We start from the raw sequence: 15,558 nt of genomic DNA, 5'->3' as shown, positions 1-15,558 counted from the left end.
CCTTGAACGTGGGTACATCACCAGTACCCGAGCAACTTCCACCACAGGCCGCCGACGACGGCAAACACCGCCAGCTCGAACAGGCACATGATGAAGCCCACCTTCCACCACAGCCCCATGGTGACATACCCGCTGCCAAAGATGATCGGCGAGGTGCCGGTGGCGTAGTGGGTCAGCGTCATCATGATGCCCGACGCCGCCGTCATCATCAGCAGGAACAGAACGAGGTACTCGCTTGGCACCAGCGCGGCGCCCACCGACAGGAACGCGAACATCATCGCGCTGATGTGGGCCGTGGTGCTGGCAAACAGGTAGTGCGAGAACACGAAGGCCAGCACCAGCACGCTCGCTGCGGCGCCCCACCCCATGCCGCTGGCGACGATGGCGTCGCGCATGCCGTTCGAAGCCCAGGCGATCACGCCCATCTTGTTGAGCTGCTCGGCCAGCATGACGAGCGCGCCGAACCAGATCAAGGTATCCCACGCGCTTTTCTCGGACAGGATATCGTCCCAGTCGAGCGTGCCCGTGATGATCAGGATGAACAGGCCGACAAAGGCGACCACGGTCGGGTCGAGCGTGAACGCGCTGCCAAAGACCATGGCCGGCACGTTCGCCCACAGAACCAGCAGCAGGCCGAAGGTCCCAAGCATCACGCGCTCACTGGCTGACAAGGGACCCATGCGCGCGAGCTCGCCCCGCGCGAAACCGATCGCATCGGGCGTCTGCTTGAGCTCCGGCGGCGCCAGCAGGTAGATGATCAGGGGCATCAGGAACAGGCACACGAGGCCCGGCAGCACCATGCACAGCGCCCACGTGGTCCAGCTCAGCTGAAATGTCTGGCCGCTGGCGCGCGCGACGAAGTCGACCACCAGCGGATTGGGCGCGGTGGCGGTGACGAACATCGTCGAAGTGATCGGATTGGCGTGGTAGTTGACCAGCGCCAGGTACGTGCCCACCTTGCGCTCGGTGCCCTTGGCCGGGTCGGAATCGAACGACGCGGCGATCGACTTCATGATCGGATGGACGATGCCGCCACCGCGCGCGGTATTACTGGGCGTGAACGGCGCCAGGACCAGCTCGCACACGGCCAGCCCGTAGCCGATGCCGATCGTGCGCTTGCCAAGCAGCGCGATGAAGTTCAGCCCGATGCGGTTGCCCAGGCCCGTCTTTTTCAGGCCGCGCGAAATCAGCACGGCAACGACGATCAGCCAGATGAGCGGGCTGGAAAAGCTGCCCAGCGCGTCCGCCATTGCGCCCTTCGATGATCCGGACGTCACCTGCGACAGCGCCACGATCACGATCGCCATCAGCGCCATGACGCCGATTGGCATGACCTTCAGGATGATGGCAACGATGGTGGTCAGAAAAATCGCCACCAGCGTCCATGCGCCAGCGGTCAGGCCAGACGGGTGCGGAATGATCAGCAGCGTGAGCAGTACGGCGGTGGTGATCAGTGCAGGAATCAGGCGAAACGGCACGGCCTGATTGAAATAACGAAATGCAGCCTGCAAGCGCAACAGCATGAACTTCCTTCTACGTAACCGACCAGCCAACGAAAATATTGACTACTGGTCTGATAGTAACAGGGATATATTGCACCGCATCAATCATCGAGCGGTTTGGTCGGGTATTCACGCAGTTCGTGGCTTATGGATCAGCTTGTCCTATGATGCATCTTTACATGGCCTGGCACCCGACGATGACCACGATCCGCCCCGCATGCCCGCTTGACGCCGCCCGTATCTGCGCCATCTACAACCACTACGTCGACGGCACGACCATCTCGTTCAAGGAAGCGTCGGTGAGTGCCGACGACATGGCCGCGCGTATCACTGACGTCATTGACGGCGGCCTGCCCTGGCTGGTGCTGACAGACGGCGACGCCATCATCGGCTACGCCTACGCTACCAAATGGCGCGCCCGCCCCGCCTACCGCCACGCGGTCGAGAGCACGATCTATCTCGATGCCGCGCTGGCCGGCCAGGGCCATGGCATGCGCCTGTATGCCAGCTTGCTGGACGCGTTGCGCACGCGTGGCCTGCACACCGTCATTGCCGGCATCGCGCAGCCGAACGCGCGCAGTGTCCGGCTGCACGAACGCCTGGGTTTTGCCAAGGTCGCGCATTTTTCAGAAGTGGGTTTCAAGCTCGGGATGTGGCTCGATGTCGGGTACTGGCAGATGCGCCTGACGCCAGGCTAGACTTGCTCGGCGGGCTCAACCGGCCGCCGCGCATACCTGCCCGCGATGACCGCGCACACGATCAGCTGGATCTGATGAAACAGCATCAGCGGCAACACGACCATGCTGATGCTGGCGGCGGGAATCAGCACGTGGGCCAGCGGGATGCCGGTGGCCAGGCTTTTCTTGGAGCCGCAAAACACGATGGTGATTTCGTCGGGCTTTGAAAAACCGAAGCGCCGCGCCAGCCACGTCACCACCAGCATGACGACGGCCAGCAGGAGGATGCAGACCAGGATCAGGTTGCCCAGCATGGCGGGCGGCACGCGTGACCACAACCCTTCCACCACCGCCGCGCTGAACGCGGAAAACACCACCAGCAGGATCGAGCCCTGATCGACTCCCCTGACCAGGCTCTTGTGACGATCGACCCAGCCACCGATCCAGCGCCGCGCAATCTGGCCCGCAACGAATGGCAGCAACAGCTGGTAGACGATCATCAGGACCGAATCGAGCGACGCGCCGGCGCCGGACGAGGCCGGCATCGCCACGCTCACCAGCAGCGGCGTTAGGACGATACCGAGCAGGCTCGACACCGACGCGCTGCAGACTGCGGCCGGCACATTGCCGCGCGCTGCGGCCGTGAATGCAATCGACGACTGGACGGTCGAGGGCAGCAGGCACAGGAACAGGATGCCGAGATACAGCTCGGGCGTGAGCAGCAGCAGGATGGCGGGCTTGAACAGCAGCGCCAGCACGGGGAACAGCGCGAAGGTGCACAGCAGCACCAGCAGGTGCAGGCGCCAGTGGGTTGCACCGGCGATGATCGCGGCGCGCGACAGCTTGGCGCCGTGCAAAAAGAACAGCACGCCGATCATCACCATCGTGACAATCTTCAGCACGGCAGCGACGTCGCCCTGCGCCGGGAAGATGCTGGCGGCGGCCACGACAGCCAGCAGCATCAGGGTCATTCGGTCCGGCAAAAATCGGGATGACATTCGGGCGAGCATACGGGGATCCTGGCAGCGTTCGGGAATGAAAAAAGCCACCTTACGGTGGCTTGTTCCATGCTACTTGGCGGAGAGGGTGGGATTCGAACCCACGGTACGCTCGCGCGTACGCCTGATTTCGAGTCAGGTACATTCGACCACTCTGCCACCTCTCCTGATTCGGTCGATTCTTGCTGTGAGCTGCAAGAGACCGCCATTATAGCGGATTGATCGGAAAATGGAAGGGAGAAAATGCGCAGTGGCTGATTTCCCTTTCCATCACCCGTTTCAAGCTGCTGGCGTCAGGCGTTCCAGGCCACCCATGTACGGGCGCAGCACCTCGGGCACGATCACGCTGCCGTCGGCCTGCTGGTAGTTTTCGAGCACGGCCACCAGCGTCCGGCCCACGGCCAGACCCGAACCATTGAGCGTGTGCGCCAGCTCGGGCTTGCCCTGGGCATTGCGGAAGCGGGCCTGCATGCGGCGCGCCTGGAACGCTTCGCAGTTCGACAGCGACGAAATCTCACGGTAGGTGTTCTGCGCCGGCAGCCAGACTTCGATGTCAAAGGTCTTGGCGGCCGAGAAGCCCATATCGCCCGTGCACAGCAGCATGACGCGGTATGGCAGGCCAAGCGAAGTCAGGATGAACTCGGCATGGCCAACCATCTCGTCGAGCACCGCGTACGACTGCTCCGGATGCACCACCTGGACCAGCTCGACCTTGTCGAACTGGTGCTGGCGGATCATGCCGCGCGTGTCGCGGCCGTAGCTGCCGGCTTCGGAACGGAAGCATGGCGTGTGCGCCGTCATCTTCAGCGGCAGCGCGTCCAGCGCCAGGATCTCGTCGCGCACGACGTTGGTCAGCGAGACTTCGGACGTCGGGATCAGGTAGAAGGTTTCGCCCTCGCCTTCGACGCCGCCCTTTTTCACCGAGAACAGGTCGGCTTCGAATTTCGGCAGCTGGCCGGTGCCGCGCAGCGAATCGGCATTGACCATGTACGGCGTGTAGCACTCGGTATAGCCGTGGCGTTCGGTGTGCGTGTCGAGCATGAACTGCGCCAGCGCGCGGTGCAGGCGCGCCATGCCGCCCTTCATCATCGAGAAACGCGAGCCGGTGATCTTGGTGGCGGTTTCGAAGTCCAGGCCCAGGCGCTCGCCGATGTCGACGTGGTCGCGCACGGCGAAGTCGAATGCTGGCACATCGCCGACCTTGCGCACTTCGACGTTGCCGCTTTCATCCAGGCCCTGCGGGGCGCTCTCGTGCGGCAGATTCGGCACGGCCGCCATGAACTGGGCCATGCTCTCCTGCACCTTCGCCAGCGCTGCTTCATTGGCCTTGAGCTCGTCGGCCAGGCCCGCTACTTCGGCCATCACGGCGGTCGTGTCTTCGCCTTTGCCCTTGAGCATGCCGATCTGCTTGGACAGCGCATTGCGCTTGCCCTGCAGTTCTTCGGTGCGCGTCTGGATGGCCTTGCGTTCGGCCTCCAGTGCACTGAAGGCGGACACATCGAGCTGGTATTTGCGGGTCGCCAGGCGGGCGGCAGCGGTGTCGATGTCTTTGCGGAGAAGTTGGATGTCAATCATGTCGGGTTGGACCAGGCTGTGTGTATCGAAACCACAATTGTACCAAGCCGACTGGCATTCCTAGCGAGATTTGGCAGTGACTCTGCCGGGCCCTCGCCTGCCCACCGGTTGGCGGCGAGTTACAGCGTGGCGGCCAGGCGCGGCGCGCTCACGACGACGGTCTGGATGCTGGCCATGTCGAGCTTTGGCGCGGTCGATGCGGTCGATGCGGTCGATGCGGTCGATGCAGCGATCGTGATTGGCCGTTCGCTGGCGGTGACGTAGCTGCCAATCAGGCCCAGTGCAACAACGGCCAGGAACAGGGCTTCGAAGTTTTTACGGATGTGCATGATGGCTCCTCGGTGGTGGTTTCAGGGTCGCAGACTTGCTGCGGTATGGTGGTACTGTAGCCACCGACACCCTGCACCACCATCGACTTGCGACGAAGCGCACGAACCGCGGCGCAGAATGCGCCGCCATGCGACCGACGGCAGCCCCGCCCGTCAATCAGCAGCGGCGCGTCACGGGCTTGGGCCAGAACACGTGCAGGGCAAGCCTGGCGCCATACAGCACGATGAGCGTGCCGGCCAGGTCACCAATGACCATGACGACGAAGCTGTGCCACAAATCCTGTCCGCCTGTCAGCGCGAACCAGGCGTGGTGCATGGCAGGACTCATGACAGAAAACAGCAGCGCAAAGCAGAACAATCGCTGACCGCTCATGCCACGCAGCGATGCGCCAATGCCCGACGCCAGCAACACGCGGTAAGCAAGAAATGGCGCCAGCGCAGACAAGATGCCGCCGATGAACGAGCGCAGCGGATCATCCGGAAACAGGTAGAAGAAGCAGATGCCCCAGGATGCCAGCAGCAGGCCGATGGCGCCGGCTTCGGCAAACAACAGGACGCTCAGCAGGCGCACGCCGGCAGGCAGGTAGATCATATTGATCCCGGGCGCAAACTCGAGATGCGTGAACAGCAGTTCGTTCAGCAGGATCGTGGCCAGGAACAGGGCTGCGGTGCCCGCCACCAAGGCAAGTTTAAGCTGCAAATGACGCATGGATGAGACGCTTTGGATACAATGTAAAGACCACGGATGGCCGCCGGATTATAAACAAAGCGGATGTTATCCGAGATGCAACAATTTACTGAGCGTGGCAGCACTGCAACAAGCTGCCCTGACAGGGCATGGGAACTCGATGAGTCAAGAAAAACTGCCGACGCGGCCGGCCGATATCTACCTGCGCTTCCTGAATCTGGTCGATGCACTGCGCACGCTGCCCACCCTGGGGCCGCTTGACGCGCGCGAAGAGCGCGTGCTGACGGTGGTCGCTTGCGCAGCGCAGGCGCACCAGCGGCTCTCCGTGCGCGACCTGATGGCGCAGGAACACCTCGGTGCGCCTGCCACCATTCATGCGCGGGTCACGGCGATGCGCAAGAAAGGCTGGCTCACGCTCACCGACACCGAAGACACGCGGCGCAAGCAGGTCGACCTGACACCGGCGGCGCTGGCGTATTTCGATGAGTTATCCGGTCTGCTGGTGAAGGCGGCCGAGGGCCGCTAGCGGCGCGCCTCGTCGTCCAGCCCCGTGACATGATGAATTACGTAGTAGATGAACTGTTTTCACAGCTTATAAGAATAGGATCAATCATTGCGGTAGCAAATATAATGATACTTTTCCTAAAAGACAAAATAAACTCGCCTGAAGAGGTAAATTCGATCACGGAATCGGGTGGGTTTGGACTAGCACTATGAATTCTTGCGGCTGCGATGATTTGGCTAAATCCAAAAAAATCAAAAATAGCTCAGTCCGACGATCAAAAAAACGACACCGCACAGAACAAGCATGTCTAGATAAGTAAGTTCGTATTTTTTCATCTCAACTCCCGTTTATATAAATAGTTACACATCGATAGGAGCGAATGTCAACAATACATTGGTCATAACCATATAGTAAATTTAATAATCCAATTTAACCAAATGTTCAGTAAAATATTTAGCAAAGCTACACGTTGTTTAAATTACCGAGAGATTTCCACTGTAGAGGAATTTGACTTCATCATTGGTCGTTGCACCGCAGAAGCGCAAGATGGTCATTTTTCAGAAATGTTCAGCACAGCGGACGCGGATATCTTAGATGGACTCAAACACCAAATGGCGTGCGCTGTTAACGATCTGCCGTACCCATTTGAGCCAGGCAATCCACGTCATGGAACTGGTGCAAAGATGCTGCTGATCGAGAAAGGGAACGAACGTGTTGGGTTTGTACTGCTACTAGAGGACATGCCTGGCTCATGGAACCAAAAAGTGGAAATTCACCTAGTTTCCATCCTGCCCAGCTTCAGAAGAATGGGCATTGGGAAGCAGCTTGTCAGCGATATAACAAAGATCACGCCAGCCAAAGAAATATACGCACGCTGTTATCCACAATCAGTAGCCATGATGCAGATATTAAAGAGTTCTGGCTTCCAGGCAACCAAAATTTCTTATCAAGGAACAACTACCTTGACACTTAAAAGATAATCCAAAAAACCTATATTGGTCAGAAAAATCAAGTCATGAACTCTATAATCAGAAGCATACTTGCTCCTTTCGCAAGCGCCGCCAGTGGCGCAATCATAGCAATAATCGTGGCAATTTTCTTATTTGGCGTACAAGATCGTGGCTTTCTAAAATTATTTGCTCTTATTGGTGCATTCTTCGGCGCAGTTCCTGAAATCCTGCGGCTAATTTCAGATTTTTCAAAATCAGTACACGCCCTGGAAAGTTTTCCAACAAGTAAGCAACCAGCCCTGTTACGAACTGAGCAAAGTGGCACAGAGAAAGAGCGCACAAAAAAGGCTGATCTACAGAGAGAAGAGAAGTCCAAGTTACTCGCTCAAGAGCAAGACGCGCGTCGCCCGATCTGTGCACATTGCAGCAATAAGACAGACCCTATATATACCTATAAAAAAGCCAACGGCGCGCCAGACCTGCGCTACAAAAACAACCCACTTCTATGTAATAAATGTTTCAAGCCATACGCTCGAGTGCGAGCTTGGAAGCTTCATCAGCTTCCCTCTGACACCTAAAAATCATAACCACCTTTGAAAATATCATTAAAATGCTCTTCTAAGTAACTAGCTTGCTCATTCGTTGGTTCTTTACGAAGAGTATGTGGCACTCCTTTTAGCAGCTCTTTGTCACTAAGTTCTTTTGAGACAAGCATTTTCCCATCGTTATCGAAGCCGATTAGACCAGTGTCAAACAAAGCATCAAGATTGGCAACAAGAATAAGACCATTATTCGGATCAAGACGTTCTTCGTTGTTGGAATTTTTCCATGGCTTCGCGTGTGAAGCCCTTAACACTGGCAAGACAGAACACCCAGTAACTGCACACTTTCCATCCCACAGTTTCAAAAGTTCCTTACGATATATTCCTTGGCCTATCCGTGCCAAGATTAAAGTTTGTCGCTCAGTCAAAGTACAATTAGTATCCGCTTCGATATCTTCAATGTCTTGTAGTGCTGTGGCACTCTCCCCAATGTCTTGGACTTTCGACACAACTAAGCCTTTAGGAACGACCTGAAACCCAAGACCTCTCAACATATCATGCCAAGGCCCCCTACGTGCGCCCTTGAAACTTGAGGGCTTCATGTCCGCAATCCCTGAAATCTCATGAGCAATAGAAACTATCGCTTTAGGTGGATAAGGCGCACCCTCTATGATCACATCATAGTGCTGGCTATTTTTAAAGCCCCTGTGACCTTGATTTTCACTCCAGAACTTAGCAGCTTTTTTAATATGCTTTGCGCTTAATTTTTTTATAGGCATTCAAGACTATCTTTTTTAAAAATTCATTTATTCTGTGAAAATGAGGAAAACCGACAAGAATTTTCAATAACAAAAAAGCACCAGGAGGTGCTTTCTTAATTCAGCCAAGATTATTTTTATTAGAACTCTTAAGGATAGCTTGCTTGACCTTTTCATCCACCAGATCAATGATGTTGGAATACTCATGCAGAATTCTTGCCCAATCATCAATTAGTACTACAGAGTAGACTAAGTCCATAGTCAAAGACAGCTCATCATCTAACGCTCGGTCGTACGGTATTGTCAGCCATGCTCCATCAATTTTGACTGCAATAGCTACCTTAGTGCCATCAGACGTTTTCAGAACATAGGCGTGGGTCAGCCTGGTTGTGTCAATTTTCTTGGTATCCTCTTTACGAGGAATGAAACTCAGATCAGACATACATTTCCCAATCTTTCTAATGATCCTGTTGAATAAATTTTTCCACCGCACCATAGGTTAATCTCCTTTTGAAAATCAATCTATAAAAATTTTCGGTGAAGTCAACACGGGTCACGCCAGTGAAAGCTGGACCAGCTCGCCTGTGTCCTACTAAGACATTCAAGAAGACTGTAGTGGTCTAGTGTTGTTGGACGCCTTGATAGGTGGGTAATTCACCTTCGAAGGAGTTTATATGACCAGGCAGCGCCGCAATTTTGACCCTAGCTTCAAGCTTGAGGTCGTTCGAATGATCCCAGAACAAGGCCTCAGCATCTCGCACGTCAGCCAGACGATGAACATTAGCGTTACTGCGATCCGTCGCTGGATGGATCAGTACGAGGCCGAGCAATAAGGACAGCCAGGCATTGGCAAACCGTTGACGGCTGAGCAGCAGCGAATCCGTCAATTGGAGAAGGAAAACCGTCAACTTAGTAGTGATGTGGACGCCTTAAAAAAGGCATCGGCCTTCTTTGCCCGCGAGCTCAAATGACCTATCGGCTCATCGACGAGCTGCAAACGAAGGCCGTACCTGTAGCACAAACCTGTCGTCTCCTTGGTGTTAGCCGGGCTGGATTTTACGAAGCCAAGCGTCGTGCAGCTGCGCCGATGTTTTGCAAAGCGAGCGTGCATTTGCGTGCCGCGTTCATGAGCAGCGGCCAATGTTACGGCAGCCGTGGGCTTGTCACGGCACTGGCCAACAGAGGCCTGTAGGTCGGGCGTTACAAGGTGCGCCGCCTGATGCAACAGGCCTGCCTGATGCCAGTCTGGGAGCGCAAATTCGTACACACGACCGACAGCAAGCACGCCCAGCCGGTTGCGCCGAACGCCCTTGCCCGACAGTTCAACCCGGCAGCGCCGAATCAGGCCTATGCCTTGGATATCACGTACATCCGTACCGGCGCAGGCTCGCTTTACTTGGCTGTCGTGCTCGACCTGTTCTCGCGCAGAGTCGTGGGCTGGGCAATGGCGCCGAGCATGCCAGCTGCCTTGGTTCGCGCTGGCTCGCGCACGGCGATCCAAGCGCGGCGACCAGCGGCCGGACTGGTCGTCCACTCCGATCGCGGCAGCCAATATGCAAGCGACCAGTACCAGGCTTTGTTGACCGAGCATGGCTTCGTTTGCAGCATGAGCCGCAAAATCAACTGCTGGGATAACGCCATCGCTGAACGCTTCTTCTTAAATTTAAAGATGGAGCGTGTCTGGCAGCGCAATTATGCGAACCAAGCCGAAGCTAAGCTTGATGTCGCCAACTACATCGTCGGCCTCTACAACTGCAAGCGCTTGCATTCTGTATTGGGCAATCTGCCGCCCAGCGTCTATTAACGCGCAATGGTAGAGAAAGAACTTATTGTCGTGTCCGAAATTACTTGACCACTACAAATTGAGGTTCGCGTGTTCCATCCGACCCCAAAGGAATTCTTGGAAAATTCCGTTGGATAATTTCTCAGTCATATTTGCAATATTGATTGTCTCTGCCATTCCCAGTCCTAATACGATTTTTTAGGTCGTTCCCGCCTCCTCATCCCACTTCCTGAGTACCGCGAGCTTTTCACTAATCTTGATCTCCAAGCCCCTTGGCACAGGTTGGTACCAACCTGGCTCCCCTATACCATCAGGCAAATAAGTTTCTCCCGCTGCATAGGCATTAGGTTCGTCATGAGCATACCGATACTCATGCCCATAGCCAAGTTCTTTCATCAATTTTGTCGGCGCATTTCTGAGGTGGCCTGGCACCTCGCGGCTCTTGTCCTGCTTCACGAAAGCTCTGGCCTGGTTGTAAGCGTTGTATCCAGCATTGCTCTTGGCAGCTATCGCCAGATAAATCACAGCCTGCCCCAAGGCCAACTCCCCTTCTGGACTGCCAAGCCGCTCATAGGTCAACGCTGCGTCGTTGGCGATTTGCATGGCTCTTGGATCGGCCAAGCCAATGTCTTCCCAAGCCATACGAACAATGCGCCGTGCCAGATACCGCGCATCTGCACCACCGTCCAACATACGAGTTAGCCAATACAAAGCAGCGTCAGGATGGGAACCACGAACAGACTTGTGCAGCGCTGAAATCTGGTCATAGAAGTTGTCGCCTCCTTTGTCAAAGCGCCGACTATTCAACGTCAAGGCGTTCTGCAAAAAGTCAGCGGTAATCTCTGTGATACCCGAAGTATTGGCAGCGGTGCTGGTTTGTTCCAGCAGGTTCAAGAACCGCCTTGCATCACCGTCTGCATAGCCAATGATCGTATCGGTAGCCAAGCCATCAAACACCAGATGGCCAAGCGCAATTTCTTGGGCGCGCTTTAAGAGCAGCCTGAGTTCTTCATCAGTGAGCGACTTGAGAACATAGACCTGCGCCCGCGACAACAACGCTGAATTGACTTCAAACGAAGGGTTCTCTGTGGTGGCCCCGATAAAGGTAACAAGGCCACTTTCAGCATAAGGAAGAAGAGCGTCTTGTTGAGATTTATTGAACCTGTGAATCTCATCAACGAACAAGATAGTGTGCTTGCCCATAGCCAGATTCTGCTGGGCCTGTTCCATTGCGGCCCTAATGTCTTTGACGCCAGAGAACACAGCCGACAAAGCAATGAATTCGCACTCGAAGGCGGTTGCCGTGAGCCGTGCCAAGGTCGTTTTGCCGACACCAGGCGGCCCCCAAAAAATCATGGAATGCGGTCTACCAGACTGAAACGCCAGCCTCAACGGTTTACCCTCACCGAGCAGATGAGACTGCCCAACCACCTCGTCCAAGGTCTTGGGGCGGAGCTCTTCTGCCAATGGTGCTTGAGGCTTTTGTGAGAACAAATCAGCCATGATTACCTCCCGCTAAACAATGGGGAAGTCCAAATATTTGCATAACTACTTTTCTAAGTCTCTGTTTTAAAAAGGAGTCGACAGCTTTGTTGAAACGGTGGATTTCGTCGATGAACAGGATCGTGTGCTTGCCGCGCGCCAGATACTGCTCGGCCTGGTCGATCGACGCGCGGATATCCTTCACGCCCGACAGCACCGCCGACAACGCGATGAATTCGCAGTCGAACGCATACGCGGACAGGCGCGCCAGCGTGGTTTTGCCCACGCCCGGCGGACCCCACAGAATCATCGAATGGGGCTTGCCCGACTTGAAGACCAGGTTCAGCGGCTTGCCGGGTCCCAGCAGGTGGCTCTGCCCCACGACCTCATCGATGGTGCGCGGGCGCAGGGCTTCGGCCAGCGGCGCCGCCGGTTCGGTCTTGAACAGGTCATCCACGGCAGGCTCCGGTGCGGCTTACTGGTTGACGACGTCGGCGCCCTTGGGCGTCTCGAACTTGAATTGCTGCGCGCCTAGGGCCGGGTTGCGCTGGAAGTTGGTGAACGTCAGGCGCGAGGTCTGGCCAAACGTGTCCTTCAGTTCCATCGCCAGCGGCACCCCCCCCTTCAGGCCGATGCTGATCTGCTCGAACGACGTGTCCTTGGCTTTCGGTACGGCGTTGAGCCATTCCATGCCATCGCGCTCGCCAGCTTCGCTGAGCGTGAAGTTTTCTTCGAGCTTGTTGCTGCCGAACAGGATCGCGGCCGGGGATGAACCCAGCGCGTTACCGAGTTTGCGCACGGTGACCTGGTTCAGGTCCTTGTCGTAGATATACAGCTGGTCGCCGTCGGCTTGCAGGACTTGCTCGTACGGCTTCTGGTAGGTCCAGATGAACTTCCCGGGACGGGCGAAGACAAAGCTGCCGCTCGATGCGGGGCTGGCCTTGCCGCTTTTGGATTTGCCCAGCTGTTGCTGGGTGAATTCGCCCTTGGCCGATTTGGTGCTGGCGACGAAGGATTTGAATTGGTCGAGTGCGGCGGCGTGCGCGATGTTTGAAACGGCAAAGACGCTAGTGGCAAACAATGCGGCGATCGTGAATTTGGTTGCTTGCATGCGGAGGTCCTGTTCTTGTTTTTGGGCCTGCTTGGGCAGGTTGAACGCGTGGACGGCTGAGCCGTCCACCCTACAGCCGACGAAGGCACATGACCCGCCCACGTAACGAAAGCGGATGGGCGGCGCGCTGTTATTCCGCGCTGGCTGCCGGCACCAGGATGTCGCGGTTGCCGTTCGACTGCATCGGCGAGACGACACCGCTGTTTTCCATCTGTTCCAGCAGGCGCGCGGCGCGGTTGTAGCCGATGCGCAGATGACGCTGGACCAGCGAGATCGATGCGCGGCGGTTCTTGAGCACCACCTGCACCGCCTGGTCGTACAACGCGTCGGCCTCGCCACCGCCCTCGCCTGCTGCGGCCCCGTCGGCGGCGCCGCCTTCTTCCAGCGTGCCCCCTTCGAGGATGCCTTCAATATAGTTCGGCTCGCCCAGCGATTGCAGATGTTTTACAACTCGATGCACTTCCTCATCGGACACAAAGGCCCCGTGCACGCGCACCGGCAGGCCGGTACCCGGCGGCATGTACAGCATGTCACCCATGCCCAGCAGCGCCTCGGCGCCCATCTGGTCGAGAATCGTGCGCGAGTCGATCTTCGACGACACCTGGAATGCAATGCGGGTCGGGATGTTGGCCTTGATCAGGCCCGTGATGACGTCGACCGACGGGCGCTGCGTCGCCAGGATCAGGTGAATGCCGGCCGCGCGCGCCTTCTGGGCAATACGGGCAATCAGCTCTTCGACCTTCTTACCGACGACCATCATCAGGTCGGCCAGCTCGTCGATGATGATGACGATGGTTGGCAGCTTTTCGAGTGGCTCCGGGTTGTCCGGCATGATCGAGAACGGATTCGGGATGTGTTCTTCGCGCTTGTCGGCCTCGAGGATCTTGTTGTTGTAGCCGGCCAGATTACGCACGCCGAGCTTACTCATCAGCTTGTAGCGGCGCTCCATCTCGTTGACGGCCCAGTTCAGCGCGTGCCCTGCCTGGCGCATGTCGGTCACGACCGGCGCGAGCAGGTGCGGAATGCCTTCGTACACCGACATTTCCAGCATCTTCGGGTCGATCAGGATCAGGCGCACGTCGGCCGGGTCGGACTTGTAGAGCAGCGACAGGATGGTGGCGTTGATGCCGACCGATTTACCGGAACCCGTCGTACCGGCCACCAGCAGGTGCGGCATCTTGGCCAGGTCGGCCACCACCGGCTTGCCGGCGATGTCCTTGCCCAGCGCCACGGTCAGGCTCGACGCACTGTCGCCATACACCTTGGAGCCGACGATTTCGGACAGGCGCACGATCTGGCGCTTCGGGTTTGGCAGCTCGAGCGCCATGTAGTTCTTGCCGGGGATGGTTTCCACGACACGGATCGAGGTCAGCGACAGCGAACGCGCCAGGTCGCGCGCCAGGTTGACGATCTGGCTACCTTTTACGCCGGTGGCCGGTTCGATCTCGTAGCGCGTGACGACCGGGCCCGGGTAGGCGGCCACGACCTTGGCATCGACCCCGAAGTCGGACAGTTTCTTTTCGATGAGGCGGCTGGTGAATTCCAGCGTCTCGACGCTGACCGTTTCGGTCACGGGCGGTGCTTCATCGAGCAGCGCCAGCGGCGGCAGGCCGGTATCGCCCCGGTGATCGGCAAACAACGGCGTCTGGCGTTCTTTTTCGGCGCGCTCGGACTTGGGCACGCTGACCATCTGCGGCTCGATCTTGATCGGCTGCAGCGTCGGCTGCGCATTTGGCACGACACTTGCCGTACCAACTGGCGCCACCGTCGGGGCTGACGCCGCCGTCGACTTGGCCATGGAAACCGGCGCCGGCGCTGGCGCCATGTCGAGCGACGGCTCGGCCTTGACGACCGGAATCGGCTCGTTCGAATGCTTTTCGGTGAACTTGGCGCGGCCATGATCGACCACCTCGTCCCGCTTGACGGCCGCGACTTCGCCCTGCTTGCGGTCTTCGATGTCTTCCATGCGCAGGCGGAACCAGTCGAACGCGTCGTCGAACACGCCGCCGATGCGCTCGGCCACGGCCAGCCACGACACCTGGAAGAACAGCGAGAAGCCCAGGCCGAACAGCAGCAACAGCAGCAATGTGGCGCCGGTGGCGCCGAACGTGACCTGGCTGGCGTGCCCGATCAGTTGCCCCAGCACGCCACCCGGTGCGCGCGGCAGTTCAACATCCCACGACCACATGCGCAGGTATTCCAGGCCGACACTGCCGGCAAACATCAGCGCAAAGCCGATCCAGCGCACGTAGATTTCACCGTGGTGCACGGGCTCGGCGGCCGCAGCCGTGCCGAGCTTGTCGGTCAGGCGCCGCCAGCCGCGCCAGACCTGGCGCAGGAAGATGACGCTCCACCACCAGGCCGAAAAGCCGAAGATGAACAGCAGCAGGTCGGACAGCCAGGCGCCGGCAGCGCCGCCCAGATTGTCGATGCGCGGTACTGAATTGGCATGCGACCAGCCGGGATCACCCTTGCTGTAGCTGAGCAAAATCAGGACGAAATAAAGGAACGCGACGGCGCCGGCGATCCAGCGCGCTTCGGACAGCAGGCGCGACAGGCGGCCTGGCAGCGGCGCGCGGGCCGTTTGCTTGGTGCGGGTATATCCGGAGGTGGCGGCTGGACTATTCTTGCTCATTGCAGGCACTGCGTGGTAACTAC

15 protein-coding genes, 1 tRNA gene and 1 pseudogene are annotated in these 15,558 nt (G+C 57.6%); 5 read left to right on the top strand and 12 right to left on the bottom strand.

Going from position 1 to position 15,558, the window contains the following annotated elements; translation table 11 throughout:
• Nucleotides 1–17 precede the first annotated feature (17 nt).
• Nucleotides 18–1,523 carry a DASS family sodium-coupled anion symporter gene (locus tag ACZ0AJ_RS05545; protein WP_499454146.1) on the bottom strand — a complete coding sequence of 502 codons (1,506 nt, stop codon included), beginning with the start codon at nt 1,521–1,523 and terminating at the stop codon, nt 18–20.
• Between the two features lie 143 nt (nt 1,524–1,666).
• Between ACZ0AJ_RS05545 and ACZ0AJ_RS05540 the strand changes: the two genes are divergently transcribed.
• Entirely contained in the window at nt 1,667–2,200 is a 534-nt protein-coding gene (locus ACZ0AJ_RS05540; protein ID WP_499454144.1) for an arsinothricin resistance N-acetyltransferase ArsN1 family B, read from the top strand.
• Here ACZ0AJ_RS05540 and ACZ0AJ_RS05535 read toward each other — a convergent pair.
• The 5 genes from ACZ0AJ_RS05535 to ACZ0AJ_RS05515 all read right to left on the bottom strand — a co-directional run bounded on the left by ACZ0AJ_RS05535 (nt 2,197) and on the right by ACZ0AJ_RS05515 (nt 5,790).
• Nucleotides 2,197–3,150, bottom strand: coding sequence for a bile acid:sodium symporter family protein (locus ACZ0AJ_RS05535; protein ID WP_499453048.1), 954 nt, complete (start codon nt 3,148–3,150; stop codon nt 2,197–2,199). The two genes, ACZ0AJ_RS05540 and ACZ0AJ_RS05535, sit on opposite strands and share 4 nt — an antisense overlap.
• A 104-nt stretch (nt 3,151–3,254) precedes the next feature.
• Nucleotides 3,255–3,344, bottom strand: a tRNA-Ser gene (locus tag ACZ0AJ_RS05530).
• A 112-nt stretch (nt 3,345–3,456) separates the two neighbouring features.
• Nucleotides 3,457–4,752, bottom strand: coding sequence for a serine--tRNA ligase (gene serS / locus ACZ0AJ_RS05525; protein WP_499453047.1), 1,296 nt, complete (start codon nt 4,750–4,752; stop codon nt 3,457–3,459).
• 119 nt (nt 4,753–4,871) lie between these two features.
• Nucleotides 4,872–5,081, bottom strand: a complete 210-nt coding sequence (locus ACZ0AJ_RS05520) for a hypothetical protein (RefSeq protein ID WP_499454141.1) — start codon at nt 5,079–5,081, stop codon at nt 4,872–4,874.
• Nucleotides 5,082–5,238: 157 nt separating this feature from the next.
• Nucleotides 5,239–5,790 (bottom strand): hypothetical protein, encoded by a 552-nt coding sequence (locus ACZ0AJ_RS05515; protein WP_499453045.1) that lies wholly within the window; start codon nt 5,788–5,790, stop codon nt 5,239–5,241.
• A gap of 139 nt (nt 5,791–5,929) precedes the next feature.
• Here ACZ0AJ_RS05515 and ACZ0AJ_RS05510 point away from each other — a divergent pair, with 139 nt between their 5' ends.
• The 3 genes from ACZ0AJ_RS05510 to ACZ0AJ_RS05500 all read left to right on the top strand — a co-directional run bounded on the left by ACZ0AJ_RS05510 (nt 5,930) and on the right by ACZ0AJ_RS05500 (nt 7,802).
• Complete coding sequence (locus ACZ0AJ_RS05510) at nt 5,930–6,295, top strand: winged helix-turn-helix domain-containing protein (RefSeq protein ID WP_499453044.1); 366 nt, start codon at nt 5,930–5,932, stop codon at nt 6,293–6,295.
• Between the two features lie 416 nt (nt 6,296–6,711).
• The gene (locus tag ACZ0AJ_RS05505; protein ID WP_499454138.1) at nt 6,712–7,254 is read left to right on the top strand and encodes a GNAT family N-acetyltransferase; all 543 of its coding nucleotides are present in this window, start codon (nt 6,712–6,714) and stop codon (nt 7,252–7,254) included.
• A 35-nt stretch (nt 7,255–7,289) separates the two neighbouring features.
• Entirely contained in the window at nt 7,290–7,802 is a 513-nt protein-coding gene (locus tag ACZ0AJ_RS05500; RefSeq protein ID WP_499453042.1) for a hypothetical protein, read from the top strand.
• On the opposite strand, the gene ACZ0AJ_RS05495 is transcribed toward ACZ0AJ_RS05500, so the two are convergent.
• Entirely contained in the window at nt 7,799–8,545 is a 747-nt protein-coding gene (locus tag ACZ0AJ_RS05495; protein WP_499453041.1) for an HNH endonuclease, read from the bottom strand. The genes ACZ0AJ_RS05500 and ACZ0AJ_RS05495 overlap by 4 nt on opposite strands.
• Nucleotides 8,546–8,645: 100 nt before the next feature.
• The gene (locus ACZ0AJ_RS05490; RefSeq protein ID WP_499454135.1) at nt 8,646–8,966 is read right to left on the bottom strand and encodes a hypothetical protein; all 321 of its coding nucleotides are present in this window, start codon (nt 8,964–8,966) and stop codon (nt 8,646–8,648) included.
• Between the two features lie 232 nt (nt 8,967–9,198).
• Here ACZ0AJ_RS05490 and ACZ0AJ_RS05485 point away from each other — a divergent pair.
• Nucleotides 9,199–10,328 (top strand): annotated as a pseudogene (locus tag ACZ0AJ_RS05485) (IS3 family transposase).
• A gap of 177 nt (nt 10,329–10,505) precedes the next feature.
• Here ACZ0AJ_RS05485 and ACZ0AJ_RS05480 read toward each other — a convergent pair.
• From ACZ0AJ_RS05480 to ACZ0AJ_RS05465, 4 genes are all read right to left on the bottom strand, one after another.
• Nucleotides 10,506–11,810, bottom strand: coding sequence for a replication-associated recombination protein A (locus ACZ0AJ_RS05480; RefSeq protein ID WP_499454133.1), 1,305 nt, complete (start codon nt 11,808–11,810; stop codon nt 10,506–10,508).
• Nucleotides 11,803–12,246: an AAA family ATPase gene (locus tag ACZ0AJ_RS05475; protein WP_499453039.1), complete on the bottom strand. Its 444-nt coding sequence runs from the start codon at nt 12,244–12,246 to the stop codon at nt 11,803–11,805. The genes ACZ0AJ_RS05480 and ACZ0AJ_RS05475 overlap by 8 nt, the downstream gene beginning before the upstream one ends.
• An 18-nt stretch (nt 12,247–12,264) precedes the next feature.
• Entirely contained in the window at nt 12,265–12,939 is a 675-nt protein-coding gene (gene lolA, locus ACZ0AJ_RS05470) for an outer membrane lipoprotein chaperone LolA (protein ID WP_499456734.1), read from the bottom strand.
• Nucleotides 12,940–13,030: 91 nt separating this feature from the next.
• Nucleotides 13,031–15,535: a DNA translocase FtsK gene (locus ACZ0AJ_RS05465; protein ID WP_499454131.1), complete on the bottom strand. Its 2,505-nt coding sequence runs from the start codon at nt 15,533–15,535 to the stop codon at nt 13,031–13,033.
• Nucleotides 15,536–15,558: the final 23 nt, after the last annotated feature.

The sequence above is a fragment of the Telluria sp. AC161 genome, assembly GCF_979258535.1.
This window is presented reverse-complemented; position numbering and strand designations above follow the sequence as displayed.